Annotated in this window: 20 protein-coding genes and 1 pseudogene; all 21 read left to right on the forward strand. The window is 49.5% G+C overall.

Annotated features, from left to right (window positions below; all coding sequences use genetic code 11):
• Positions 1 to 171: 171 nt before the first annotated feature.
• The 21 genes and pseudogenes from DQG23_RS35985 to DQG23_RS36080 all read left to right on the forward strand — a co-directional run bounded on the left by DQG23_RS35985 (position 172) and on the right by DQG23_RS36080 (position 24,815).
• Entirely contained in the window at positions 172 to 945 is a 774-nt protein-coding gene (locus DQG23_RS35985; RefSeq protein WP_475113936.1) for a tetratricopeptide repeat protein, read from the forward strand.
• A 693-nt stretch (positions 946 to 1,638) separates the two neighbouring features.
• Positions 1,639 to 2,202: pseudogene (locus DQG23_RS43895) on the forward strand (hypothetical protein); the annotation flags it as partial.
• 465 nt (positions 2,203 to 2,667) lie between these two features.
• Entirely contained in the window at positions 2,668 to 3,765 is a 1,098-nt protein-coding gene (locus DQG23_RS42395) for an ATP-binding protein (RefSeq protein WP_158560877.1), read from the forward strand.
• A complete protein-coding gene (locus tag DQG23_RS35995; protein ID WP_158560878.1) occupies positions 3,762 to 4,364 on the forward strand; it encodes a Pvc16 family protein in 603 nt (200 codons plus the stop codon). Before DQG23_RS42395 ends, DQG23_RS35995 begins: the two co-directional genes overlap by 4 nt.
• Positions 4,365 to 4,382: 18 nt before the next feature.
• Entirely contained in the window at positions 4,383 to 6,854 is a 2,472-nt protein-coding gene (locus tag DQG23_RS43280; RefSeq protein WP_113035890.1) for a phage tail sheath family protein, read from the forward strand.
• Positions 6,855 to 6,883: 29 nt separating this feature from the next.
• Positions 6,884 to 7,321 (forward strand): phage tail protein, encoded by a 438-nt coding sequence (locus DQG23_RS36005; protein ID WP_113035891.1) that lies wholly within the window; start codon positions 6,884 to 6,886, stop codon positions 7,319 to 7,321.
• A gap of 29 nt (positions 7,322 to 7,350) precedes the next feature.
• Positions 7,351 to 7,719 (forward strand): phage tail assembly protein, encoded by a 369-nt coding sequence (locus DQG23_RS36010; RefSeq protein WP_113035892.1) that lies wholly within the window; start codon positions 7,351 to 7,353, stop codon positions 7,717 to 7,719.
• Complete coding sequence (locus tag DQG23_RS43630; protein ID WP_113035893.1) at positions 7,683 to 7,895, forward strand: DUF6760 family protein; 213 nt, start codon at positions 7,683 to 7,685, stop codon at positions 7,893 to 7,895. Before DQG23_RS36010 ends, DQG23_RS43630 begins: the two co-directional genes overlap by 37 nt.
• A gap of 12 nt (positions 7,896 to 7,907) precedes the next feature.
• Complete coding sequence (locus tag DQG23_RS36020) at positions 7,908 to 8,345, forward strand: phage tail protein (protein WP_113035894.1); 438 nt, start codon at positions 7,908 to 7,910, stop codon at positions 8,343 to 8,345.
• 2 nt (positions 8,346 to 8,347) lie between these two features.
• The gene (locus DQG23_RS36025; protein ID WP_113035895.1) at positions 8,348 to 9,181 is read left to right on the forward strand and encodes a hypothetical protein; all 834 of its coding nucleotides are present in this window, start codon (positions 8,348 to 8,350) and stop codon (positions 9,179 to 9,181) included.
• 21 nt (positions 9,182 to 9,202) lie between these two features.
• Positions 9,203 to 9,832, forward strand: coding sequence for a CIS tube protein (locus DQG23_RS36030; protein ID WP_113035896.1), 630 nt, complete (start codon positions 9,203 to 9,205; stop codon positions 9,830 to 9,832).
• A 4-nt stretch (positions 9,833 to 9,836) separates the two neighbouring features.
• Positions 9,837 to 10,916: a phage late control D family protein gene (locus DQG23_RS36035; protein ID WP_113035897.1), complete on the forward strand. Its 1,080-nt coding sequence runs from the start codon at positions 9,837 to 9,839 to the stop codon at positions 10,914 to 10,916.
• Positions 10,913 to 11,563: a phage baseplate assembly protein V gene (locus tag DQG23_RS36040; protein WP_113035898.1), complete on the forward strand. Its 651-nt coding sequence runs from the start codon at positions 10,913 to 10,915 to the stop codon at positions 11,561 to 11,563. The genes DQG23_RS36035 and DQG23_RS36040 overlap by 4 nt, the downstream gene beginning before the upstream one ends.
• Positions 11,564 to 11,607: 44 nt before the next feature.
• Positions 11,608 to 11,871, forward strand: a complete 264-nt coding sequence (locus DQG23_RS43975) for a PAAR domain-containing protein (protein ID WP_238178210.1) — start codon at positions 11,608 to 11,610, stop codon at positions 11,869 to 11,871.
• Between the two features lie 13 nt (positions 11,872 to 11,884).
• Complete coding sequence (locus DQG23_RS36050; protein WP_113035900.1) at positions 11,885 to 12,286, forward strand: GPW/gp25 family protein; 402 nt, start codon at positions 11,885 to 11,887, stop codon at positions 12,284 to 12,286.
• Between the two features lie 26 nt (positions 12,287 to 12,312).
• Entirely contained in the window at positions 12,313 to 15,417 is a 3,105-nt protein-coding gene (locus tag DQG23_RS36055; RefSeq protein WP_113035901.1) for a putative baseplate assembly protein, read from the forward strand.
• Positions 15,418 to 15,430: 13 nt separating this feature from the next.
• A complete protein-coding gene (locus DQG23_RS36060) occupies positions 15,431 to 17,437 on the forward strand; it encodes a putative baseplate assembly protein (RefSeq protein WP_113035950.1) in 2,007 nt (668 codons plus the stop codon).
• Positions 17,415 to 19,412, forward strand: coding sequence for a phage tail protein (locus DQG23_RS36065; RefSeq protein WP_113035902.1), 1,998 nt, complete (start codon positions 17,415 to 17,417; stop codon positions 19,410 to 19,412). Before DQG23_RS36060 ends, DQG23_RS36065 begins: the two co-directional genes overlap by 23 nt.
• Positions 19,413 to 19,436: 24 nt before the next feature.
• A complete protein-coding gene (locus tag DQG23_RS36070; protein ID WP_113035903.1) occupies positions 19,437 to 20,996 on the forward strand; it encodes a hypothetical protein in 1,560 nt (519 codons plus the stop codon).
• A gap of 44 nt (positions 20,997 to 21,040) precedes the next feature.
• A complete protein-coding gene (locus DQG23_RS36075) occupies positions 21,041 to 22,837 on the forward strand; it encodes a hypothetical protein (RefSeq protein ID WP_113035904.1) in 1,797 nt (598 codons plus the stop codon).
• A gap of 115 nt (positions 22,838 to 22,952) precedes the next feature.
• Entirely contained in the window at positions 22,953 to 24,815 is a 1,863-nt protein-coding gene (locus DQG23_RS36080; RefSeq protein ID WP_113035905.1) for an eCIS core domain-containing protein, read from the forward strand.
• Positions 24,816 to 25,013: the final 198 nt, after the last annotated feature.

The raw sequence follows: 25,013 nt of genomic DNA on the forward strand, positions 1-25,013 counted from the left end.
AAGATGAACGAAAAAGAAGTTAAAAAACAACTTTCCGCAGCCAAAAAGTATAGAAATAACGGTGATTTTGCTCAAGCCTTAGCGATTCTACACCAAATAAACAATGAATATCCGGAGAATGTAACTTACAGGTATCAATTGGCATTCACCTATTATGAAAGTTATGAAAGCATGAATACTGATGCTGCCAAACGTTATGTAGAAGAAGCGGTTGCATTAGATGCCAATTTTAAAGAAAACTACGAGCTGTTAGGTGATATTTATTGGAAAGAGGAAAAACTAGAAAAAGCTAAGGAATACTATGAAAAAGCGTATGAGTTAGACTCTGAGTATTTAACTGTAGGAGAAAAACTGATACAGTTATATCTGAAAATGAGTAATTACGAAGGAGTATTAGAAGTTTGTAATCGTATGATGAGTTATATTCCTGTCGATACTTCTAGCGCAAAAGCAAAAGCTTTAACTTCTATATATTTTGGTTGTGTTTTATATAAAGGATGGGCATTCGTTTATTTGAATCGTTATGAAGAAGCTATTGAAGAAATGAAGATGATAAAAGAATTAGACATTCAAACTAAACTTCCATCATTTTTTAACCAATACAAAGATGATGATGAAGNTGGTTGTGTTTTATATAAAGGATGGGCATTAGTTTATTTGAATCGTTACGAAGAAGCTATTGAAGAAATTAAGAGGATAAAAGAATTAGACATTCAAACTAAACTTCCATCATTTTTTAACCAATACAAAGATGATGATGAAGCGTTATTTAAAATGTATTATAAATTAAATAATAATCCGAAAATTAGTGAGTATAAAGAAATATTAAGAAATGAATATAAATTAAATGACGAAAAAATACTGGCGTTAGAAGAAGAAGCTAGACAAGATATTATTTTGTTTAGGCAACGACCGGATGTAATGCGGCATTTAGGATTAAGCTAAAAGTATGGCAGCATGAGAACCCAATAGAGCTAGTAAAGCATCGTTCAAAGCAGACCCGACATATATGTCCGGAGCTGCTTTATTTTCATTGTTCGTAATCTGACGATTTTTGCCGGCGGTTCAGCTCCGAAATTGTTATCGATTGTGTGCAACAGGTTATTACGCTAGCGGGTACGATAGTGCAAATATAAGGGAGCAGATCGCCGCGGCAGCTGCTCCCTGTTCACTCACAAGCTGGCGATTTTTTTATTCTCATATCCGACTGACTGATTGTCGCATGACAAAAACATTATCTCATTAAGGGCCACGAAAATCCTGTAGGTATCCCACAGGAGTAAGCGACAAATGAATCCCTTATTCGATTTTCAAAAAGTGTGACCAAAACACTAATCGTCACTCAATTGAACTAAAAAGTAGATTTTCAAGGAAGATGCATTGTAGAATTGCACCATATTTTGACGATAACGATACGCTAAAACAGTATCAAAAATAGGCACTTGAGCATCTTGGTATAAAAAGACATTTGACTGAATATATAGGTAAAGCTGAGTACTATCACTATCAACAAATAGATGCATCTATGCTGCTTCGGTCTATGCTAGGATAGTACCCTGTTTATTTTGATACAGTACGTATCTTAATTTAAGGAGGTTCATCAGCTGCTTAATGGATCTGTTTCGGCAATCCGCAACCATGGAAGGCTGCGTAAAGGCACCCTACACCAACAATTCGGAGTACCTATTAGACATGCTAATGCTGCTAGATCTCCTCATCCAAGTACACATGAATCGAATAACGGAAAAGGAGAATTCCGATTCGAGCAACATGGGACGGGAACCGCTTGAACTTGAAAAAGCCATCATCAGACAAAGAATAAATCTGAGCAGGCTCAACGGGGTTCATTTGAATCTTCCTTATCTATCACAGCTCGTCCAGTTAACCGAATTAGAAGAAATGGCACTAATGATTGCCCTCGCACCAGAGTTGGACTCCAAATTCGGCAACTTGTACGCTCAGTTACAGGAACCTGGATACCAGACCAAACCTACCGTCGAATTAGCTACACGACTGCTTTCCATCTTCCAAGGCGGATGCTTGTTTGCGCAATCGATTTTCGATGCTAACACAAAGTTGATGAACTATCGGTTATTGCGATTTACGGACCCGGGTAATGCCAATTATCTGCTTCAACGCTCGCTCTACGTAGACACGCAAATCGTCAACTTCCTAATTGGAATCGATCAACTTGACAGCCGTTTGGCAGCAGTAGCGCATGTTGCCGATCCACAATCGGAAACAGAAACGAACTGTTTTAATGATGACCATCAACGCCGTCTTCTAAAACTTGTTCGAGCTCAGCTTACCAATGATGGACAGCTAACCAGCAAGCTCTTGTTTGACTTATTCGGCGCAGCTGGTTCCGGGAAATTAAGCACGGTTAAAGCCGTCTGCCGCGAACTCGGGGTATCGCTCATCATTGGCAATATTGCCAACATGCTTCATCAACCGGCAGCATTTGCCGACAACTTGTTTCTACTATGCCGCGAAGTACTGCTTCACCCTGCTGCCTTATGTCTCCTGCATACAGATGCATTGCTCTCATCTCCGAATCAATATCCTAAAGAAATCGCTGCATTGCTGGATTCGATCGAACGATTTCCAAATTTGACATTTATGATAGGTCTGAAATCTTGCTCCTCGTTGCTTATAAGAGGGGACAGTATGTGCTTTCAGGTTGAATTTACGTTGCCGGATGTGAAAGAGCGGAAAAATCTATGGGAACGAATGTCCAAGCAAGTTCGCCTAGAGGTACCGATCGATTTCGAATCGCTAGCTGAGAAATTCCGCTTCTCTCCCGGCCGAATTCAACATGCATTGCTCGCCGCACGCAGTATGGCATTATGGCGGGATCCGCAGCATGGACGCATCAGCATGAAAGACCTGCAGCATGCTTGTTACTTGCAAACGAATCATGATCACGAACATCGGCTGGCCGACAAATTGACGTCAACTGGTAAGCTGGAGGATCTAATTCTGACGCCTGAACAAGCCGCAAGCCTCCAAGAACTGATCGATCAAGTCAAATACCGCCGTGTCGTACACGGCGAATGGGGATTCCAGCACCGGTTGGCTCGGGGAAGAGGCTTGAATATATTGCTGCACGGCCCTCCGGGCACAGGGAAAACGACGGCCGCCGAAGTGCTCGCGAATGAATTGGGCCTAGATCTTTACCGTATCGATCTCTCGCAAGTCGTCAGCAAGTATATTGGGGAAACGGAGAAAAATCTGCATCGCATCTTTCAAGAGGCAGAGGAGAGCTTTGCCATCTTGTTCTTCGACGAAGCCGATGCGCTTTTCGGCAAACGAACCGAAGTGAAAGACGCATTGGACCGTCATGCCAATATGGAGATCGCTTTCTTGCTGCAAAAAATGGAGGAGTACGACGGAATTACGATCTTGGCGACGAATTTGTACGGGAATTTGGACGCAGCTTTTATTCGCCGCATGCAATTCAGTATCGAGCTCACGCTGCCGGATGAGAGCAACCGGCTGAATATTTGGAGAATGATGTTTCCGAAAGAGGCTCCCCTTAGCGACGACATTGATTATGCATTTCTAGCGAAAAACTTCAAAATGGCCGGCGGTCATATTAAGAACGTCGTTCTGTCAGCCGCTTTTCTCGCTGCCAAAGACGAAGAACCGATCGGAATGGCGCATATCGTTCGCTCGCTAAGACGCGAATTGGACAAGATGGGTAAATTGACCTCGAAAGAAGCTTTCGGACCCTATTTCGACCTGCTGGGAGGGAAACGTGCGTGAGCGGAACAGCGATAGCCGATGTTGGGTCCACATTGATCAAACTGCTGCGAGATAAACTGGATGATTTGAGTCCAGACTCTATCAAACTTCATTCTCCAGCAGATCTAACTGAAGTAGCAACGCCAACTCGACTTACCTTATTTATGTACAATGTACTGGAAAATCCGTATATGCGATTTCAAGACACGTCTTTCCCGCAAGAAGGACCTTTTCGAATGCCGCCGCTCGTTCTCGATCTCTATTACATGCTGACCGCCTACTCGACAGCGTCAGATTTAACAGAGCGGACGCTAGAAGAACACGAAATCCTTGGCAGGGCGATGAGCGTGCTGCATGACAACGCTTCGCTTGGAGACGAATCACTTCAAGGAGGATTAGCCGGCAGCGATCAGAATTTGCGAATTACGTTAAATCCAGTTATGGTACCCGAGCTATCCGATATATGGACGGCTTTCTCGAGTTTGAATTTGAGACCTTCCGTTTGTTACATCGTATCCCCGCTCCAAATTCAATCGGCACGGCAGAACAATCCGGCCCGGGTACAAAAGCGAATATTGCAATCAACATTTTATGACGTTAACGATTCGGGACGATCATAACGAGGGAGGAACGCGGCAATGCCTGAATACTTATCGCCTGGCGTTTATGTGGAAGAGATCGAGCTAGGCAGCAAGCCCATTGAAGGGGTGTCGACAAGCACCGCCGGTTTCTTGGGCGAGACGGAACGTGGTCCGACAACGCCACGGCTCATTACAAGTTGGCTCAGTTATCAGCGAATCTATGGCGGCTTAATGGCAGATAATCAATATTTGCCATTCGCGGTGCAGGGCTTCTTCGATAACGGCGGCAAACGCTGCTACATCGGCAGGATTGTGAAAGCAGGGGCAGACCCGGCAGAGCTGGGATTAAAGACAAATGGATCGAATGCACTTACGGTAAAGGCAATCGGAGAAGGCGTGTGGGGAAACCGGATTGCCGTGCTACTCGAGCCCGCTTCGATCAAAGGATTTAAAATCAGTGTCTTTTATTGGAGGAATGAGTTGCCAAAGGAACTATTTAATCCCGTTAAGGATACAAAAACAACTCCGCGACCCTCGATAACGGAAGTGTTCGATAATGTCAAGGTTGATATTACTTCGCCGGATTATTATGAAACTAAGGTTAACGGCATTTCCAATTTAATCGTGTTGTCTAAAATGGGTAGTGATTCCGGATCGGAGCCGGATCCATTCTTTGACGATAAGGTAAATGAAGGAACAGCGGCTGGCATAGTCAAAAACAAGATTATTCTTGATGCAGCTGCATCAACAGAAAAAGATGCGTATATAGACATGTTTATCGAGATTATTGACGGGACTGGCAAGGGACAGCGTAAGATTATAACGGCCTATGATGGAACGAACAAGTCCTTAACGGTCGATACCGATTGGGCAACGCTGCCGGCAAATGATTCCCAATATATGATAGAAAAGACAATCACCATCGGGCAGGCGGACAGTGGTGCAGCAGATACGATTAAGCTGGCACCGGCAGATACATCACCAAAAAATGATGCCTATAAAGATATGACCATTACGATAACCGCTGGTACCGGTGTAGGCGAGAGAAAGACAATCATCTCATATGAAGAGACGAATAACACAGCAACTGTCGATTCCAATTGGGCAACGCCACCTGATAATACTTCAAACTATCAGATCGTAACAAAAGAAATCGAAGGACTCGCAGCAGGCGCGCCATCAAATACGATTTTGCTAGACGCCGCTGCCAGCCCAGATAACGATGCCTACAAAAACATGTCGATCGAAATCATAGATGGTACTGGTAAAGGTCAGAAGAAGAAGATCACTGCTTATGATGGAACGAAACGTGCTGCGTCAGTCGATAGTGATTGGGCAACCTCCCCTAAAGCAGATTCCCAATATCAAATCATTAATCGGTCACTTATTGCTTATTTGCATGACGGCACAGATACATTCACTCTGGAAGGCAAAGCTGATAGTGGAACGGCGACCACGATAAAACTAGATACGAATGCCTCCACGACTAATGATTTTTATAACGGCATGTCTATTAAGATTATCGACGGAACTGGAAAAGACCAAGTCCGTAAAATGAAGGCTTATGATGGGACAAACACAACCGCAACGATTGAGCCAAATTGGTCAACGCCTCCTTCAGCAGACTCCAAATATCGGATCGTTAATGATACACCGCTGTTCTTAGCCGACTTCACGAGAGAGGATTCCAGCAAGCCTAACCGTAAAGGATTGGCCGGATTCACCGAGATCGATGAAATATCAATCGTGTATTCGCCTAATTCACAAGACGTAGACGGATTAACTTATAAGCTCATCGAACATTGCGAGGCAAAAAGACGATTTGCCATCATCGATTCAAAAATAGGCATGTCCAACATCGATGACATCAAGCCGCGTGACGATTACGATAAACCAAACGCCGCTTTCTATTATCCGTGGATCAAGATCGTTCATCCGACCGGCGGGACAAGGATCACGATACCCCCAGGCGGGCATATCGCTGGTATTTTCGCCCGTTCGGACACGGAACGCGGCGTTCACAAAGCGCCGGCCAATGAGATCGTAAACGGAGCGGTAGAGCTGGAGTTCCAGACTACGCAGCAAGAGCAGGATATTTTGAACCCGAGAGGCGTGAATGTCATTCGCGCATTCCCGGGCCGTGGCATTCGCGTATGGGGAGCCCGCACGTTATCTAGTGATTCGTCCTGGAAGTATATCAATGTACGCAGGCTGTTTAATTTCTTGGAGCAGTCTATCGACCAAAGTACGCAGTGGGTCGTGTTCGAGCCGAATGACGAAAAGCTGTGGGCTCGAGTAAGACGCAGCGTGAACGAGTTTCTTACCCGCGTGTGGCGGGACGGGGCGCTGATGGGTACGAAACAAGAACAGGCGTTCTTCGTCCGAGTGGATGACTCTACGATGACTAAAGATGACATCAACAACGGCCGACTTATTGTGCTGATCGGCGTAGCTCCCGTAAAACCGGCTGAATTCGTTATTTTCCGAATTGCTCAAGTCTCCTCAGGCCTCGAAATTAATGAAGCCTAACCAATACTGAAACTTAGGAGTGATCAACGATGGCAACAGGTCAGCGTAGAGATCCGTTAAGAAATTTCCGGTTCCGCGTGGAGATCGACGGCATTCAGCAGGCAGGGTTCAGCGATGCCACCGGGTTCGACTCGACGATTGATGTGATTGAGTACCGAGAAGGCAGCGATCCTACCCATATGCGCAAACTTTCCGGATTGACCAAATTCGGCAACCTTACATTGAAATGGGGTCAAACCGATTCCCTGGATCTCTATCGGTGGCATAAAGAAGCCGCAAGCGGAAACGTGCAGCGCAAGAACATGTCCATTATCGTCGTAGACGAAGCCGGCAAAGACAAAGCACGCTGGGACTTCGTCAGCGCGTGGCCGACCAAATACGACGCCCCTGATTTCAACGCCAAGGGTAACGAAATCGCCATCGAATCACTTGAAATCGTTCATGAGGGCATGACGAGAGTCAGTTAAGATTTTGAATGAGAGAAGGGAGACTGTCCATGTTTTTTATAACCGAATTCCAATTTGTGCTGCCTAAAGGATATGTCGACAGACATGGAAATCTTCACCGCGAAGGCGTAATGCGCCTTGCAACTGCGGCGGACGAAATTCTACCGCTCAAGGACCCTCGGGTCCAGCAGAATCCAGCTTATTTGACCGTCATTCTGCTTTCGCGCGTCATTACGAAGCTCGGCGATGTGCAAGACATCAACCCTGGCGTGATAGAAGGGCTGTTCTCTGCGGATTTGGCCTATCTTCAACAGCTTTATCGGCAAATCAATGAAAGCGGTTCTACCGGCGTAGAAACGGAATGCCCGCGCTGCGAGAATAAATTTGCCGTCGAGGTAGCTGCCGCGGGGGAAGCTTAACCGGCTATCCTCTTGACAAGCTCTACGAGGAGGTAGCCTTCATCGCTTATTATTTTCACTGGCCGCATACGGAGATCATGCATTTGGAGCATCGGGAACGCGTGCGCTGGTGCGAGGAAATTTCGGGCATCAACAGGAAATTGAACAAGGAGCCCAGCAACGAGCTGAAGCTCTAGGAGGATACTACTATGGCAACGGCCGAACGAAGAGATCCGCTTGCAGCGTTTCGGTTTCGCGTCGAACTGGATGGGATGATCGTCGGGGGATTCTCCGAGGTGTCAGGCCTTCAAGCCGAAACGGAAACGGAAGATTACCGCGAAGGCGGACTCAACAGTTACGTGCATAAGCTTCCAAAAGCGACCAAGTATCCGAATTTCATTCTAAAGCGGGGGCTGACAAACTCCGTAGAGCTCTGGAACTGGTTCAACGCCACGGCGAACGGGCAGATCAAACGCAGAAACGGGTCCTTGATCGTGCTCGACGCTTCCGGAAACGAAAGCTGGAGATGGAATTTCAGTCAAGCTTATCCCGTCAAATGGGCCGGACCGGAGTTCAAAGCCGACAGCGGGAGCATCGCTTTCGAGTCGGTCGAGCTCGTACATAACGGCTTCAGCAAGGATGGTTGACGATGACGCCATTTGAATTCGCGGAGCAGATTACGAGCAAATATCAGACGGCACAAAGAAGAAAGGCCGTTTTGCCGAATCTTATCTTTCTCAAACCGCCGTCCTTTCGCTGGCAGCACGTTTCGCCTAGCCGGAGGCGTGAGATAGCACCGGTTCCAATTCCGTCCTGGAACTGGAACCTTGGTCTTCATCTTCATGTTAATCACCATAATCATCGGCTGGAGCAGCGGACTTTTTCTCCATTTGCAATAAATCGAACAACCAGCTCATTCGCGACAACTTTCCTCCAGCCGCTATGGAAGGTTAACAATGCCTTTCATAGCGGAACGGCGATCGGTGCAATACAGAGAAGCTCGTCTGATATATCGCTTCATGATGAATTCGCTCGCAAGAAACGCGAATTTCATTCTTTTCATCATCATGATCATCCCTCCATGCATCGAACCATTCTTCAAGCATCTCGCATAAGCTCCAATCGATTCTCGCAATCGCATGTACGGACCCTGGCACGTTTCCAATCCGATTGGCGCACTAATCAATTCAACTTCGACTCGGCAACGACGGCAAATCGCTATTCTCGCTCAAGAACGAATGCATCATACTCGTTTAATTACTCGAAACCTGTATCATTGGAATTGGCGAAGCCTCAAACGGAACGAGATGACCGTCCTCCATTCATGCAACCCGAGAGGAGAAGTGAGGCTGAAGCGTCCCCGGCACCGCAGCCGACTATGCAGAGTACGACGCCGCTTATCGATATGAAGCGGTTATCCGATGAAGTGTATCAAGCGATCGAACGCAAGCTGAAGCTTGAACGACAAAGAAAAGGTTACTAGGCCGAATTTCCGGAGGTTCCCGTGGCATTAGAAAAAGCGCTCATTCAGCCCCTAGACGAGATGGGCGCCCCTAAGGGGGAGCCCGTGAAGGTCTTGTTCAATCCGACGGAATATTCCATCGAGAAGGCAAACCAATACCAGTCGGTCACCATTCCCGGCAGGTCCGTACCTGCTACGCAATTCACCAGCGGCAATGCGCAGACACTGTCGATGGATTTGTTCTTCGACTCCTATGAGCAGGGGGAGGACGTGCGGACCTATACGGGGAAAGTCGTCTCACTGCTTGATATCGATCAGCGCTTGCATGCACCACCGGTATGCAAGTTCGTCTGGGGCAAGCTCCAGTTCGTTGGCGTCATCGAGAAAGTGTCGCAGAAGTTTACGATGTTTCTCGGAACGGGCATTCCCGTCCGCGCCACGCTAAACGTATCGTTCAAAGAATACAAACCCATTATTGAACAGATTGCCGAAAACGCACCTTTCGATCAGATCAGGCAAGTCACCGTCAAATCTGGCACGACATTAGCCGCAGTCGCGGAGCAGCAATATGGCGATGCGAGCAAGTGGCGCGACATCGCGAAAGCCAGCGGCATAACCAATCCGCGCAAGCTGCCGCCGGGCCAGCAGATTTCCATCCCACCTGTGGAGTGATCGCATGAAGTTCGAGAAATTGGAGCTCAAATACAACCACTTCTACGCACCAATATTCGTCATCGAAATCGAAGGCCGAAACCTTTTAAAGGCAGGTATGGTCATCTCCAATTTAACGGTCGATTTGGCGTTAGATGAAGCCGACCATTTCTCCTTTACCATCGATTTGGCCTTCGATGATGTCGCGGCAGATTTGAAATGGATCGACTCGTTCCTTCCAGCGACGAAACGAATCACGATCAAAATGGGCTACGCGGACAAGCTGGAGCTCATGCTAGTCGGGATGGTCACCTCGATCACGACTAAATTTCCGTCGAGCGGAAATCCGCATTTGGAAGTCAGCGGACTCGATCTGTCCAACCTGCTGATGCAGAAGAAAGAGCCGAAGTCCTGGAACGACATGACTCACAGCGAAATTGCCGCATCGCTCGCAAAGCTATACGGGCTTAAAAGCGTCGTCGACGATACGAAAGTGATCTATCCGAAAATTTCGAAAGACTCCGGTAAAAACGATTACCAGTTGGTACAAACGCTCGCGCAAAAAAACTACTTCGAATTTTACGTGTTCGGCGACACGCTCTATTTCCGCAAACCTGCCCTAGACAGCGATCCTCTCCTGACTTTGGCTTGGAAGCAGAACCTCATCAGCTTTCAACCCGAGCTTAACTTTGCCGGACAGGTCCAGGAAGTGGAAGTGCGCGGATGGGACCCGAAAGCGAAGAAAGAAATTATCGGTACCGCCCGGGTTGGAGACGAAGCCGGCAAGCAGTCCAAAGAGAAAAGCGGAGGCGAGCTCGTGTCGACATCGGCCACCGACAAGATCAGCGAGAACGCGCGCTACCCCGTATTCTCGCAGCAAGAGGCGGATCAGCTCGCGAAATCGATTCTGAACAAGCATGCAGAAGGGCTGATCAAAGGAAGCGGTGAATCGATCGGCATTCCGGAGATTAAACCGGGAACCCGAATTCAGCTCGAGGGACTCGGCAAGCGATTCAGCAAAGCGTATTACATCGAGAAGAGCACGCATACGATCGGCAGCTCCGGGTACACGACGACTTTTCATATCAAGGAGAATGCGCTATGAGCTTGATGGAGTTATTGCAAAATGGCGAACAGAGCGGCGAACAAATGCAAGGTGTCGTAATCGCAATCGTGACCAACAATCAAGACCCGGAGAACATGGGACGGGTAAAGCTGCAATTTCCGTGGCGCAAAGGAGATGACGAAAGCCATTGGGCCCGAATCGCGACATTAATGGCCGGCGGAGGCCGTGGCAGCTTCTTCTTGCCGGAAGTCGAAGATGAAGTACTGGTCGCCTTCGAAATGGGCAATATCGACCATCCTTACGTGATCGGAGCGCTCTGGAACGGTCAGGATGCACCTCCGGAGAAGAACGGAAATGGCAATAACGATATCCGAAAAATCACATCGCGCAGCGGACACGAGATCATTTTCGACGACAAGAGCGGCAAGGAGAAGGTTACTCTGCATACGAAATCCGGTCATCGGATTACACTGGACGATACGTCGGCGTCAGAGAAAATCGAAATTGTCGACCAAACCGGATCCAATTCCATCGTCATTGATTCCAATGCGAATGAAATCGTGATGGAAAGTACCATGCGTCTCGTGCTGAAATCGCAAACGATCGAAATAGACGCAGGCTCCACATTAACGATCAAAGCAGGCGCAGCCCTCACGATTCAAGGCGCGATGGTAAACATTAACTGACGCTAGGAGTGAACGATATGCCGCCAGCCGCAAGAGTAGGTGATATGACAGGCCATGGAACGCCGCTCGGGCCAGGTCCGGGAAGCGTGAACGTATTTATCGGCGGGATGCCAGCCTGGCGTGCTATATCGGATACGCATGCTTGTCCTGTAACTTCGCCTAATCCCCACAGTGTAGGCACGGTCACCGTCGGAAGTGCCACCGTGTACATTAATTCACTTCCTGCGGCTCGACTCGGAGATGTCATCGTAGAAGGCGGTCCACCGAATTCGATATTGTCCGGAGCACCAAATGTCATGATCGGATAAGAGAGGGATCGAGATGGCAAACGATTTTTTGGGTACCGGCTGGCGGTTTCCCGTCAAAGTCGACGGACTGTCCGGGAAGATCGCAATGTCTTCGCACGAGCAGGATATCGAGGAATCCATACGGATTATCCTGTTCACTGTCAAAGGTGAGCGGGTCATGCAGCCCGATTTCGGCTGCGGCATTCACGATTTCGTGTTCGCCTCGTTGAATACAGCGACCATCGGGTTAATGGAATCCAGCGTTAAAGAGGCGCTGATCAGGTGGGAGCCTCGCATCCAGGTGATCGGCGTAACGGTGTCGCAAGAACCCGCTTTGCTGGACCTCGGACAGCTAATTATTGATATCGAGTTCATGGTTCGATCGACGAACCAGTCTTATAATCTCGTATTTCCGTTTTATTTAAAAGAAGGTTGAACGACTATCGGCCTGGTGGTGAAGCGATGAAAGCCCCAATCATGGACGCAAGAGACATCGACGCGATCGTAAAGGAAATGCTAGAGCTGGCCCCCTACTACACACCGGAATGGCTGCCTGCGACGAATCAAGATAGCGGCACGGCGCTGATGAACATCTTTGCCCGGATGTACGCCGGCATTATTCAGCGGCTGAATCGGGTGCCGGATAAAAACTTCATCGCTTTCCTGAACATGCTCGGAATGAAGCTGCAGCCGGCTAGTCAGGCCAGAGGGCCGGTTACGTTTGAATTAAGTGCGGGAGCGCGTGATCCCGTGCTTATTCCTGCGCGAACACAGATCGCGGCACCAGCTTCGAACGGAGGCAGCCCAATCGTCTTTGAGACCGAAAGGCCCATCATGGCAACACCGGCTAAGCCGACTGAGGCGTTTACGTATATGCCTAGCGCGAATATGATTACGCAGGCGCCTTCCGGTTTATGGGATGGGAAAGCCAGCGAGCCGTTCGAGTTGTTCGCCGAGACCGATCTTCAAGAACATGCGATCTATCTAGGTCATAACGACCTATTCAACGTCATTTCAGACGTTCGAATTCGGCTGAATTTCGTCGGGAGGACGTTAACCGATCGGCAGCTCGAATTATTGGCCGAGCTCGACTGGCAATATGCAACGGCTGACGAATGGTTACCCTTCGATGCGGTGCGCAAAGAGAATTACATTGATCTAGAGAAGAAGGCTGGTACTCCGCTCACACTAAATGAAGTGAATGGCATCAAGAGCCGCTGGATTCGGGGTATCGTCAAGCCAGGCCAGATCGAAGAAGCGGAGGATGTGCTGCTCGACTCGCTGCATTTTTCGGTTGAGAAGTTAACGCCCTTGCCGCCGGATCTAGCTTTTTACAATAACATCCCGCTGAATTTGTCTGAAGATCCAATCTATCCCTTCGGAACGACGCCGAGGACTTACGATACTTTTTATTTAGCGAATCAGGAGGCCCTCTCCAAAAAAGGAGCAACGGTTACGCTCAGCTTCCGTGTACAAAGTGATATCTACAATGATGCCCTGGTCAAGCTCTCTTGGGAATATTGGGATGGCAGGGGCTGGGTGAGTCTTCGAGTCGTTGATAATAAGATCAATGATTCGGTTCGGACGATTCAATTCAAAAATCAGACAAATATCGCTGAAACGACCGTTAACGGCCAACCGAATTATTGGATTCGGTGCAGAATCGTAAGCGGCGACTACGGTAGAGAAAAATATACTCCATCCGACGGTAATATCGATCGCACATCCATACTAGAACCTCAACTTAAGAGTATCGGATTTACCTATACAAGCAATGACAAGTCGAATGCGCAGTACATCTTCACCCACAACAACTTGGATTTCCAGGAGAGAACCACCGATTGGGCTAACGGAAAAATGGCTCAGCCCTTTTACAAACGGGCCGACGCTTATCAATGTCTGTATATTGGCTTCGACAAGCCTCCGTTAAAAGGACCGATCAGCATGTATGTCAACTTGCAGGATCAAGCTTACACCGAAGCCGCCTTTCCCCGGTTGGAGTGGGAGTATTACCGCAATAATCAAGTTCATCAAGGTTGGGCGAGGCTGGACGTTTCGGACGATACGCAACATATGACGCAAAGTGGATGCGTGGCGTTCATCGGGCAGAACGACTTTTCGGCTTCGGTGCAATTCGGCAAATCGCTGTATTGGATCCGCGCAATAGATGTCGAGGATCGTTACCGTTCAGCCGACCCGCTAGGCACTGCTTTGCGAATAAATAGGAAGATCAGGATTATTCAAGCGGCCGCGGAGAAAGAAGGAAGGGGAGAGGATTGTACATGCGGACCGGCGCCTTGTTCAGATTTTACTCTATTTGATCCGCGCTTCCCGCATAATGCGAACACGAATCTCGCACCGTCTCCGAAGATGAACGGCATACATATCAACACGGTTATGACCGCTCATGCTGAGAGCATAACGGCAGAACGTTTAGGCTCTAGCAGCGGAAATGCATCGCAGACGTTCTCGTTCAGCAAATTTCCGGTCCTTACGGAAGACATCTTTGTGGATGAGCTTCGCACACTCACAGAGGAAGAACGCAAATCATTAAGAGATGATCCGGCCGCGCAGGTTAGGGAAACGAAAGATGAGGCCGGCAATACAACGGCATTCTGGGTACGATGGACTCCGATTGAGCATATTCAGGACTCCACTCCAAATGGACGTCATTATGAAATCGATCGGACCTTCGGCAGCATCCAATTCGGCGATGACAACCACGGCAAGATTCCGTCAATCGGTTCCGACAACATCAAGGCCGACTATGCTGCAGGCGGAGGAACCGCGGGAAACATCGGCGCGAATGAGATCAAAATCATGCGAACGTCAATTGCTTATGTCGATCGCGCAAGCAATCCTTACCCGTTTGGCGGCGGCTTCGATACCGAGTTGCTCGAACAAGCGCTGGAACGGGGACCGCGCTCATTCAGAATCCGAAATCGTGCGGTCTCGGCATCAGACTACGAGCATCTGACACTGCAGGCTGCTCAAGGCATAACAAAAGTGAAATGCTTGCCGAATTTCAATGATAGAGGCGAGCATGAATCCGGCTGGGTGACCGTGATTCTCGTCCCGCAAGGCGCCGAGGCCAAGCCAAGCCCTTCACCGCAGCTTCGCCGGCAAGTAGAAGCGTATTTGCGCGAAAGGGCGCCGAGCGTTATTTCATCTCCGCGGCATATTAAAGCGCTTGGCCCGCTCTACGCGGAAGTCTCGGTATCCGCACGGCTAGTCGTAAGCTCGTTTGATGACGTCCCGATCGTCTCGCAATCGGCACACCGAACGGTAAGCGAATATTTGCATCCGTTGACAGGCGGTAAGGATGGACGGGGCTGGGAGTTTGGAAAGCTGCCTTGCTTAAGTGATTTCTATACGCTGTTCGAGGCGGATCGCAATGTGGACCACGTTGAGGAGCTCAGTATGACGATTCGAGACGCGGTGACCGGAACTTCAATTTCCGTAACGCCGGAGACGTCGATGGATATTCGAACCGTGCCGTATCTGTTGATTTACAGCGGCGAACATAAGTTGACCGTAACGAGCTTGCCTGTAACCGGAGCGCGATGAGAGGGGGGAGCACATGCTGCCTTTACCAAGATTAGATGATCGAACATACGAGCAACTCGTAGAAGATGCAAGAAAAAAAATCCCCTCGGTTGCCCCCGGGTGGACGGACCATAACGCGCACGATCCAGGCATGACGTTTATCGAGCTCTTTTCCTGGTTATCCGAGCTTCAGCACTATTACTTGGACCAAGTCCGCGATGTCAACGAACTTAAATTTCTGAAGCTGATTGGCCAGATGCCTCAAGCTGCTCAAGCTGCCATTACGGATGTGACACTCGCATTCAATGACGGCATTAACATGAGTGCGAAGATACTCATTCCCAAGTCGACGCCGTTGACCACCGAAGATAACGATGTCGTGTTCGAAACGAAAGAGCCGCTACTCGCGACCTCAGTCAAGCTTAAGAAAGTCATCGGAATCGAGCCTTCAGGCGCCGCTGATCATTCCGATGCAAACGGTCGCGAAGGCTTGTACTTTCATGCGTTCGGGCAAGGGGCGGAAGCGGGAAACAAGCTGTATCTCGGATTCAATGATCCTTTTCCTGCAGATGAGCCTATATCCATTACCTTTCATTTATTTGAAGATTACCCGATTGCGAGAGGCGTAGGCGCTAACGGAAGCCGGCGTATGCCGATCCATCCATCGGCAAAGCTCGAGTGGGAGTATTTTTCAGCAGCCAATGGGGGTAAATGGTCACCGCTTATCGTCATTTCGGACAATACGAGAATGCTGTCGTGCAGCGGCAGATTGGTTATACGCGCGCCGGGAGATTCGCTTCGACGTACCGTGGACCGGTTCAAAGAAGATTTGATATGGATACGCGCTACGGTTCGAACGGCCGGTTACGAACTGTCCCCATTGATTGACCGGATTCTTCTTAATACCGTGTCAGCCGTTCAACGGGTAACGATCTTAGACGAAATAGCCGGCAGCTCGAATGGCCTTCCCGGACAATACTTTGATCTTACCGCCAGTCCGGTATTGCCGAAATCGATGAAGCTTCAAGTCTACGAAGAGACGAATGACCTACCGAAATGGATCGATTGGAAGCAAGTCGACTCGCTGGATGCCTCGGGTCCGAAAGACAAGCATTATGTTCTGCAGCCGGAGACGGGCCGGATCCTGTTCGGTGATGGCATTAACGGAGCGATACCGAAGCCTGCAAGCAGCAGTTCTCCCGGCATCGGCAGCATCATGGTGTCTCGTTACCAAACCAGCTCTGGTGACAAAGGTAATATCGGCGCTCACACCATCACGCGATGGCTCCGTTCGAACGCATTGTTCTCAAGTCTTACGGTCGATAACGTTATCCCGGCAGTTGGCGGAACGGACAGCGAATCTTTGGCAAATGCCAAGATCCGGGCAAGAAAACAACTGCGTCTTGCACATAGCGCCGCCACCTCGGAAGATTATGAAACGCTTGCGTTGTCTACGCCTGGTTTACGGGTAGCGCGCGCAAAAGCGATTCCGAATTCGGATTCGAGCGGAACATCGTCCCCGGGAACCGTCACGGTTGTTGTCGTGCCATACAGCGAATATGCCAATCCGATGCCAAGCAAAGGATTTCTGGACAACGTATGCCGGCATCTTCATCCGCATCGACTGCTGACAACGAGATTATGCGTGGTGCCGCCGGTCTATGTGAAATCATCGGCAGAAGCGGGAATACGCATCAAGCCTGGCTATGATGCGGAAGCCGTCAGACAAAGAGCCGTCGCCGCTCTGCTGCGTTTCATGCATCCGTTGACCGGTGGTGCCGATGGAACGGGGTGGTCGTTTGGCCGGGCTATCTATTTGTCCGAAATCTACGATGTTATCGGCCGAGTTCAGGGCGTCGATTGCGTGCACCAAGTCAGGATGACTGCCTCTGGCAAAGGAATCCGGCAAGATACGGAGGGGAATGTCATGATTCCTCCGCACAGCTTGGTTTACTCCGATTCGCACCTTATCGAAGTTGTTTCCGCCGAGGCGGACTGCGGACCATACGGAGGTTGCTATGGCGATAAACGAGGAACATGAATTTTTGTTTCTGACGGTCAATCATCGGGAGGCTTGGATAGAAGGTCGGCTTCACGATGTCGAGCCGCAAGGAGAAGAAGGCATTTCGCTGCGCAAAGTGAAGCGATATGCCCTTGAGTACGTGGTCGATTCAAAGAAGCTGCCTCTAGGCTTCTCTTTGACAGATGCCGCTGTTGGTCCATGCCAAACGCTCTATCTATTGGACGGGAAAGCACGCTTTGTATACAAATACGATCTGCTGGAATCACGCTTCGAGGAATGGATTTGCCTCCATGACTACTGCGCGGACGAACCGACGGCAATCGCTTATGCGGAAGGCGGAATTATCGTTACTTCTCGAGAAGGTTATAACCGCATGCTACGATTTGCCGAAACTAATAGACAGTTGATATGGCGAGTAGGGGAGTCGACTGATGCCAACGGTCAAGCATTCGGCAGTGGTCTTTCTTTTCATCCTGATGAACTCGTAGTCTCATTGGATGGATGGCTTTACGTGCTTGATACGGATCGTAAACTTGTCTCTCATTTTGATGCCAACGGGAATCACGTGAAAGATATCGGGGCTGCCGAGCTGAACGGGAAGCAACCAGTTGCGCTAACCCTATCTCCGGAAGGGTTATTGCATATCCTTGATGTAGCGGACAAACAGATCATCGCGTTCAAAGGCGGCCAGTTTGATTCGGCATTCCAAATTCCGCTGCAATCTCCTTCCGGACTAGCCATCGACAACTTCAGTTCCTTCTTCGTTGGCGAGAATCGGAAGCCGCATGGCCTGGAGGAAGACCGCTTTGTGCATCGGTTTGATAAGCAAGGCATGAGCCAGGAACCGATAGCCGCATATAGAGGCAATGTGGACAGACTGAAGCTCAATGATTGCGGCCGCTTGTACATCCTCGATCGTGAGAACGGGACGATCACGGGGCTGAAGCTGGAACAGGTTCTTTATCGGAAGTCTGGAAGTCCGCTGTCAACAGGTACATATTATACGAAAGCCTTCGATAAGACGAAAGAGGTAGATCGGAAGGCGTGGCACAAGCTGGTGATCGACGCCTGGATTCCTGACGACGCGCAAATCGAAGTGTCTTACTTTACTTCAAATGAGAACTTGGTGGATGTGGAAGGAATAAACGGTTGGTCGTCCTCGCTCGTGAACCCTAAAGAGCTGCTCATTCGTAACCGCAGCGAAAGGTATCTATGGGTCCGTATCCAACTCATCGGTAACGGGAATCAATCGCCGATCATCCGCAGCATTCAAGCTGTCTTTCCACGAATCTCTTATTTGCGTTATTTACCAGCCGTTTATCAAGAGGATGAGGATAACCGTGATTTCCTCGAACGTTTTCTATCGCTGTTCGAGACATTTCTTTCCGCATCGGAACGGCGTATCGATACCATTGCCCGCTGGTTCGATGCGGACAGTGTATCCGGGGATTTCTTGAGATGGCTCGCATCCTGGCTCGCTGTTGCATACGACGAGAATTGGCCGGAAGACAGGCTGCGCGGCCTGGTCCGCGAAATTCCTAAGCTATACAGCCAGCGCGGAACAAGAGACGGCATGGAAGAGTTGATCCGCCTCTTTACAGGCGAGCGTCCCTATATCGTCGAGCATTATCAGCTTAGGTGCGCAGAAGACGAAGCCGTCATTCAACTGCTGGAGCGTTTGTTCGGCAGCGATCCCTATCACTTTTGCGTGCTGCTAAAGCCTGGACAAATTCGTACGGAAAGCGAATATGCCACGGTAAGACGCATCGTCGAAACCGAGAAGCCTGCGCATACATGCGGAGGAGTCACCTTGCTGGAACCATACATCTATCTGGATCAGCACACGTATCTCGGAATCAACACGACGCTTAACAAGCCGGATTCCCGATTCGATTCCAGCATCGTTTCGCGCGATTCTGTGCTTTTGAATGATTCGCCTTTCGGCCAAGTTGAGATATCGAGCCTAAGAAGCGCCTACACGGTGCTCGCTTAATTTGTAAAAGGAGGAACCGGGTTCATGGCCAATCACCAGCTGCACGCCTTCGAAAGAAACCGGTACTATACCGGGAAGCTCATGACGGTGCGAGATTTTCAAACGGAGCAGCATTATCTGAACGAGAAGCGGCACTTATTGAATCGTTTCATCCATGGGTCCGGCGTCGTTTACGGTTTACAGGTAGAACTGCTTCCGGGAAGTACGGACAAACGCGGCATCCTGATTCGCGCGGGAGTCGGGATCGACAGCTGTGGAAGGGAGATTGTCGTAAGCCGGGATTACAATCAGCTTGCGGACATCCGCGACATGGATGGGTACCCGGTGGAAATCGACGGTGAGACGACCGTATATCTGCTGCTTAGTTATGAGGAATGCGCCAGAGAGCGTAAGCATGTGCATGCGACAGCGGGTTGCTGCGATCCTTGCGAGGCAAATAAAATTTTAGAAGGTTTTAATGTTAAGCTGACGACGACCGCACCTGTGCCTAAAGCCGAGCTTTGCTCGCTGATGATAGATACGAAAGTCGTCTTTCAAAACGATAGTGTTGTCATTGAGCGAACGGCTCCTCTTTATGTGAAACCAGGTGATATTTTCGAAATCGTACTCTCGGTGACGGTTAAACAAACGATCTCAGGTATTCTGACTTACGAGATCACCGAGCAGCTGCCCTCATCTTTCACGGTGATTCATTCGGACTCCTTGCGCTTTCAATTGGATAACGCCGTTAAGAATACGAAAGTCGAGAAGAAATATACCGTTCGCGCAGGCAGCAAACCAGGTTCTGGCTCGATCCGTCTTCTGATCTATGAACAAGATCCAGCGGATCAAACCGCAAGTACGGTTGAGATTCTTCCCGCAGCTTCCTACTATCAGCGGATGATTGAGGGCTATTTGGCCCAATTATCAGGCGATGACTCGCATGATCAAAAACCATCCGGCATCGTCCTCGCTGCTTTACAGCTAAGCGCTGCAGGTGCGATCAAGAAGATCGACTCCGGCTCCCGCTCCTATGTATATAGCAATCCTTACCTGGCCCAGCTTCTCGGCTGCGAGGGAAGGGGTTTCGATCACTTACCTCCTCACGCGCTAACCCATCAAGCCGGAGGGAGCGATCCGATTGACGTAGGCGGATTGAGCGGCTTACTGTCCGATCCCCAAAAGGTCAGCATCCATTACGACAACGATAAGCAGCTAACGCAAGCAACAGGAATCGTATTCGGCGACGGACTATCCGTACAAGAAGCTGATGGCATGGTGCTGGTCAGAGCAGCAATGCAGGTGTATTCGGGCACGGTTGTGATTAGCCACAGCAGAAGAGGCGCTGTTTTCTTGTCCGATATGATCGACATCGATTTGCCGGAAGGCACGCTTTTTTCCTATGGATTAGAGACGGAAAACGAACTAACGCCTGCCAATCCAAGTGAAATCACCGTAAACGCTATCTACTTCAAAGAGGAAAAAAAGCTGCGTTTTCGTATGACAGATAACCGCGCGGCGCGGGAACCGGCTTCGTTTGCGCTAAAATGGTGGGCGATCCCGAAAACACAAGATTTTGGTACTGTAAATAGCCGGATTCAATAAGACATTCTCAGGTGATCTGATTTCGAACGAGGGGGCCTTAGCCTATGACCGATAACCAAAAGCATGTATTTCAGCGAAACAACTATTTTACCGGCAAACTGTTGACGACCCGCGATTTCAAAGACGAGCAGCGATATTTCAATGAGAAACGCCATTTATTAAACCGGCTGATTCATGGCTATGGCATTGTTTGGGGGTTAAGGGTAAAAGCCGCCGATAACCATGTTCTCCATATCGAGTCAGGGGTAGGGCTTGATGAAGCGGGAAAAGAAATCGTAGTCGGGCAACCTATCGAACCCGATTTACGCGATCTGGATGTGTTTCCGGCCGGCGCAGAAAACGATCCAGTTCTATACTTGACCTTGGCGTACAAGGATTGTCCGATTGAACCGATGCCTGCGGTCTTGAATGGTTCTTGCTGCCACGAAGAATGCGAATCGAACCGGATGGCGGAGGGCTACAATCTCAGGCTTACGAATATTGCTCCAAAAGTCGATAAGCCCGAATGGGCCAGGCATGAAACAACGACGCTGTTGCATACGGATAAGTTAGATCTCGTACGCATCGTACCGAGGTGGATTCAAGCGGATGACGCATTCCAGGTCGTTCTCCGTCTGACCGTTCTTGCGGCAATTCCGGCAGACGAAACGATTGTCGTTCAAGCTGAGGAGCAACTGCCTGACTCCTACACTTATTTATTCAAAGACAATCTGGCGTTTAAGCTGACGAATGTCGCTGCCGGAACCGTTTTCGAACTCACCTATGTCGTAAGAGCTGGCTTGGCGAAGATGGTCGCGACGATCACTGGCAAATTGCATCTTGACGATAATGGTGCGCTTCAAGATCTTGACTCTGCTGGCAGCGATGTCTCCGTCCATTCGCATGAGGAGATTTTCGACCAAATCACAGCACAGCATTTCGCGGATCAGCATGAAGGCGGTTGGGTCGCTCCTGAGCAGTCATTCATTTACTTGGCCAAAATCGAGGTAAAAGCGGATCGATCCATTGGAAAAGTTTTGGATTTTGGGCGCACTTACGTATATAGCAATCCGCTGCTCGCAAAGCTTTTCGGTCTCGAAGACTCCTTCGAAGGGAAGCTATTGCGCCACGGTTTAAGCCATCAAGAAGGCGGCTCAGACGAAATCAATGTTTCGAATCTGTCCGGCGTGCTGACCGAACCGCAAAAGGTGGCCGTGACCGACGCTGGCGGAACCGTCATAACCGCTGCAAGCATTCAGTTTGTGGGCGATGGGGTTTCGGTAGCTCAGAACGATAATGTTGCTGTAGTTACCATTCCTGGTAAGGGGGCAGAGCCTGTTCAAGTCAACGATGTCATAACGGGTCGGGTCCTTTTCAAAGAGGTGAAGGCAAACGGTACACGTATTTCCCCGGAAATTGAGCTGCCTATAAAAGAACCTTGCGCCATTAACCTTGCCGTCGAATATATTTCCAAAAAGTCGCAGTTTGGCGTTATGGGCCGCCTGATTGATAAAGACGTTAACTTGACCGCGATATACGATTTGAAGAAATTTACGTTCCAAATCCTGCTGCAAGACCAGCGTTCTAACAACGACGAAGCCGCGATAACATACATGATCCGATATTGGGTCATTCCGCCATCGGTGAACAAGGATGATATGACCGCTGACGGAGATGATCTCTGGTACAGAGAATATGTGCTGAGCCGGCTGATCTTGTATCGTGGGCGGACATCGGATCAACTATCGATAGATCCGTTGCTGAAGCCGATTGGCAGAGATAACTTGGAAAAATTGTTGGCTAGATTAGCCGAAGATGAGCTTGTCAAAAAGACCGAAGGCTCGGTATTTATCGCAATCTGACAACTAGAACCGCTTTGAATCTCACCATGAAACGACCGTTGATCACGATTAGGAAAAGGTTGTTGCCGAATAACTTCACCACTTGCTCAAAATATTTTTTTCGGGAGTGGTCCCAATGAGTAGAGCAATGGAAGTACAAACTCGATCCCGCTCCACGGTGAGTAGAGGAGAGGCCCGGACATCCAAACCGACAATGTGGGTTCAGGCCAAGCTTACGATGAATCAGCCAGGAGACCCCTATGAGCGGGAAGCGGATCGTGTTGCGGATCAAGTGATGCAAATGCCTTCGTATACTTCATTAAAATCCGACAAATTGGCCAGCCAGATACTTCGCAAACCCGCGGGCGATGCTATGTCCAATCTATCGGTGCCAACCGATTTCGATCAGGTAATAGCAGGGCTTCGCACGGAGGGAGCACCTTTGCAGTCGAACAGCCGTAAGTTCTTCGAAACTCGTTTTGGCACCGGTTTTGACAATGTGCGCATCCATGCCGGCGGGCGCGCTGCGGGAGCGGCAGCCTTGATTGGTGCAAGGGCCTTTACATTCGGAACCGATATTGTTTTCGGGAATGGAGAATACGCACCGCAAACCACGGATGGACAACGTTTACTGGCCCATGAGCTGACCCATGTGCTCCAGCAAGGAAAGTCGACGTGGCTTACTCAAACCACCGATGGCATGCTTCAAAGGGACTCGCTCCCTGAAGATTCAACCAGACTGCCCGCCGACCCCGATGCGTTTCACGGCATCTCCCTTTATTTCACGCAAAATAACTTACCCTTTAATGTCATGGTCCCCAACAATAGCAATATTCGTATGGGGAATTACATCTTGGCCCCGAATGTGCGCAATCCGGTTGAAGGTACGCCCCGAGTTATGTACTATATCGCTTATCGTACTGATGCTAGACGCAACGAGTACGTAGTCGGTCCGGACTCCTTGGACTTATTTCTAAAACATCATTCAGCCTACCAATTCACCGGAAACCTGTCCTATTCTAGAGGGGAGCCCCGCCCATACGAGGTGGAGTATGCCCGATTTATCGACGCTATGTTCCGTGGAGATGTTAGCGGTGCAAAAGAATCATGGATCCTTTCTTGGGAAGCGGCTATGCAAGATTCGGCTTGGTGGGAGCAGGCTATAATGTCAACTGCAGGTGGCCTAGTGGCAAGCGAATCCAGCGTAGTTACTCGGCCGCCTACACCGCCCCCTACGCTACGGTTAATCCTGGGTGGCGGGAGGGCAGCAGTGCCTCTCGCAGAACCCCCATTAGCTACAGGGTTTGGGACTCAAGGCGGCGCAGCCCTTCAAGCAAGTCCGGTAGCCTTAGCGCAACCGGTCGCCCCGCCTCTGCGGCTTGTTCCACCACTTCCTGCCCAAACTCCGCCTGTTCCGATTGGGCCGTCAGCACAGGCAGTAGCAGCAGCGTTTGGTACAGCCACGTTATCGGTCACCAATACTTCAACGCAGGCCTTTCCTGTTGATCAAAAGGTCCGTCGTTGTCAGGAACGATACCCGGGGGCGATACCTATCCACTGGCCTATGCCGCTTTGGCATTTTGAGAAGGGGATCAACGATCCTGGATCTCGACCCGAGTCCAGCCGTTTTGACTTGCCCGACCAACCACTATTAGTAAAGATTGGAAGCTCACTTTACAACCCATCGCGTCCGGAAATCGGGAGGTACCGAACTCGGATTGAAGGGCCGCCATTCAACTTAACAGTGCCCTTGGGGTGGCCGATCCATCACAAGTGGCCGCTCTTTCTAGGCGGCCCTGGCGACACCGAACTGGCAGAAGGCGAGTATGACGCAAATGGCAATATACTGGCGCCGCCGAACCTGGTCGTAATTTCCCCTCAAGCACATGAAGCCTGGCATAAGTTTCTCTCGCTTCAGCCTTTAGGTCCATACCCAGGCATGGGACCTAGCAATAGTACACCCGACGGGACCCTGTTTTGTGTCATTGAGCTCATGTAATAGGGTAAATTAGAGCCGGCTGATCTTGTATCGTGGGCGAACCTCAGAAATCCGTTGTTGCAGATAATCGGCAGAGATGACTTGGAGAAAAATTTGGTATCAAATACGATACTATTTAATTGACCGAAAGCATCGGCAAAAAAGCTCCAGTGGGAAAACTTCCCCCCGGAGCTTTTAGCATTGATAAGAAACAAGCAC

It is taken from the genome of Paenibacillus contaminans, from assembly GCF_003285015.1.
Taxonomy (GTDB): domain Bacteria; phylum Bacillota; class Bacilli; order Paenibacillales; family NBRC-103111; genus Paenibacillus_V; species Paenibacillus_V contaminans.

Coding starts and splice junctions, on each gene's coding strand:
- DQG23_RS36070 (WP_113035903.1), top strand. CDS start 19,437: ATGGCCAATCACCAGCTGCACGCCTTCGAAAGAAACCGGTACTATACC.
- DQG23_RS36035 (WP_113035897.1), top strand. CDS start 9,837: ATGAAGTTCGAGAAATTGGAGCTCAAATACAACCACTTCTACGCACCA.
- DQG23_RS36005 (WP_113035891.1), top strand. CDS start 6,884: ATGGCAACAGGTCAGCGTAGAGATCCGTTAAGAAATTTCCGGTTCCGC.
- DQG23_RS42395 (WP_158560877.1), top strand. CDS start 2,668: ATGTGCTTTCAGGTTGAATTTACGTTGCCGGATGTGAAAGAGCGGAAA.
- DQG23_RS36075 (WP_113035904.1), top strand. CDS start 21,041: ATGACCGATAACCAAAAGCATGTATTTCAGCGAAACAACTATTTTACC.
- DQG23_RS36065 (WP_113035902.1), top strand. CDS start 17,415: ATGGCGATAAACGAGGAACATGAATTTTTGTTTCTGACGGTCAATCAT.
- DQG23_RS36020 (WP_113035894.1), top strand. CDS start 7,908: ATGGCAACGGCCGAACGAAGAGATCCGCTTGCAGCGTTTCGGTTTCGC.
- DQG23_RS36025 (WP_113035895.1), top strand. CDS start 8,348: ATGACGCCATTTGAATTCGCGGAGCAGATTACGAGCAAATATCAGACG.
- DQG23_RS36010 (WP_113035892.1), top strand. CDS start 7,351: ATGTTTTTTATAACCGAATTCCAATTTGTGCTGCCTAAAGGATATGTC.
- DQG23_RS36050 (WP_113035900.1), top strand. CDS start 11,885: ATGGCAAACGATTTTTTGGGTACCGGCTGGCGGTTTCCCGTCAAAGTC.
- DQG23_RS43280 (WP_113035890.1), top strand. CDS start 4,383: ATGCCTGAATACTTATCGCCTGGCGTTTATGTGGAAGAGATCGAGCTA.
- DQG23_RS36040 (WP_113035898.1), top strand. CDS start 10,913: ATGAGCTTGATGGAGTTATTGCAAAATGGCGAACAGAGCGGCGAACAA.
- DQG23_RS36055 (WP_113035901.1), top strand. CDS start 12,313: ATGAAAGCCCCAATCATGGACGCAAGAGACATCGACGCGATCGTAAAG.
- DQG23_RS36080 (WP_113035905.1), top strand. CDS start 22,953: ATGAGTAGAGCAATGGAAGTACAAACTCGATCCCGCTCCACGGTGAGT.
- DQG23_RS43975 (WP_238178210.1), top strand. CDS start 11,608: ATGACAGGCCATGGAACGCCGCTCGGGCCAGGTCCGGGAAGCGTGAAC.
- DQG23_RS36060 (WP_113035950.1), top strand. CDS start 15,431: ATGCTGCCTTTACCAAGATTAGATGATCGAACATACGAGCAACTCGTA.